Annotated in this window: 2 protein-coding genes; both read right to left on the bottom strand. The window is 69.1% G+C overall.

Features of this window, described 5'->3' with window-relative positions:
- Positions 1 to 410, bottom strand: a 410-nt coding sequence (locus ACWIE7_RS19270; RefSeq protein ID WP_454070347.1) for a thiolase family protein, incomplete at its 3' end; no start/stop codon positions are given.
- A 94-nt stretch (positions 411 to 504) separates the two neighbouring features.
- Positions 505 to 1397: acyl-CoA dehydrogenase family protein (locus ACWIE7_RS19265; RefSeq protein WP_454070346.1), on the bottom strand; the 893-nt coding region annotated here is incomplete at its 5' end.

Genomic DNA, 1397 nt, shown 5'->3' with positions numbered 1-1397 from the left:
TTCTCGCCGTACGGGAACGACTCGGCCGAGACGTGCGACCCCATCGGGACGCGGGTCATCGACTCGACGCCACCGGCGACAACGACGTCCTGGTAGCCCGACTCGATCACCGCGACGGCGAAGCTCAGTGCCTGCTGCGACGAGCCGCACTGGCGGTCGATCGTCACACCGTTGACCGTCTCCGGCCAGCCCGCCGACAGAGCCGCCGTCCGGGCGATGTCGCCGGCCTGCTCGCCGGCCTGGGTGACACAACCCCAGATGACGTCCTCGACCGCCGCCGGGTCCAGGCCCGCGCGCTCGACGAGCCCGCTCAGCACCGCTCCCGACAGGTCGGCGGGATGAACGCCGGCCAGACCGCCCTTACGCTTACCGACCGCACTGCGCACGGCCTCCACAATCACTGCACCCATATGGTGTTCTCCTTGTCCGATATGACCCCGGCACGGGCCGCGGCCCGTTAGTGGGACATCCTAGTATTGGCCGTGTGTCGCCGGTGGCCCGTTCTCAGCCGATGTACGGCGGGGTCCTGCGCAGCTCACCGCGCGCGATGGTGCGGCGATGCACGGCGTCCGGGCCGTCGACGATCCGCAGTGCCCGCGCCCACGCATAGAAGTACGCGAGCGGCGTGTCGTCCGAGACCCCGGCGCCACCGAAGATCTCGATCGCGCGGTCGATCACCGCGCAGGCGACCTGCGGGGCGATCACCTTGATGGCGGAGATCTCGAAGCGGGCCTCCTTGGCGCCGACCGTGTCGATCATCCAGGCACAGTGCTGCACCTGCAGGCGCGCCTGGTCGATCTCGATGCGCGAGTTGGCGATGTGCTCCTGCACCACACCCTGCTCGGACAGGTAGGCGCCGAACGCGTGACGCGACTTGGCACGATCCACCATCAGGGCCAGCGCCCGCTCGGCCATGCCGATCGCCCGCATCGCGTGGTGGATACGTCCCGGCCCGAGACGGGCCTGGGCGATCGCGAACCCCGCGCCCTCCTCCCCCAGCAGGTTGGACACCGGCACGCGGACGTCCTTGAACACCAGTTCGCAGTGCCCGTGCTGGTCCTGGTAGCCGAACAGCGGCAGGTTGCGCTCGATGGTCAGGCCCGGGGTGTCCCGCGGCACGAGCACCATCGACTGCTGGCGGTGGGTGTCCGCCTCCGGGTCGGTCTTGCCCATGACGATGAGGATCTCGCAGCGGGTGTCGGCCACGCCGGTGATCCACCACTTGCGGCCGTTGATCACGTACTCATCGCCCTCGCGGCGGATGACGGTCTGCACGTTGGTGGCATCGGAGGAGGCCACGTCCGGTTCGGTCATGACGTACGCCGAGCGCATGGTGCCGGCCTTGAGCGGCTCCAGGTAGGTGGCCTTCTGCTCGTCGGTTCCGAACAGGTGGAAGG

Source organism: Dietzia sp. NPDC055343 (assembly GCF_053645265.1).
The sequence above is the reverse complement of the archived record's forward strand: the minus strand, read 5'-3'. Positions and strand labels throughout refer to the sequence as shown.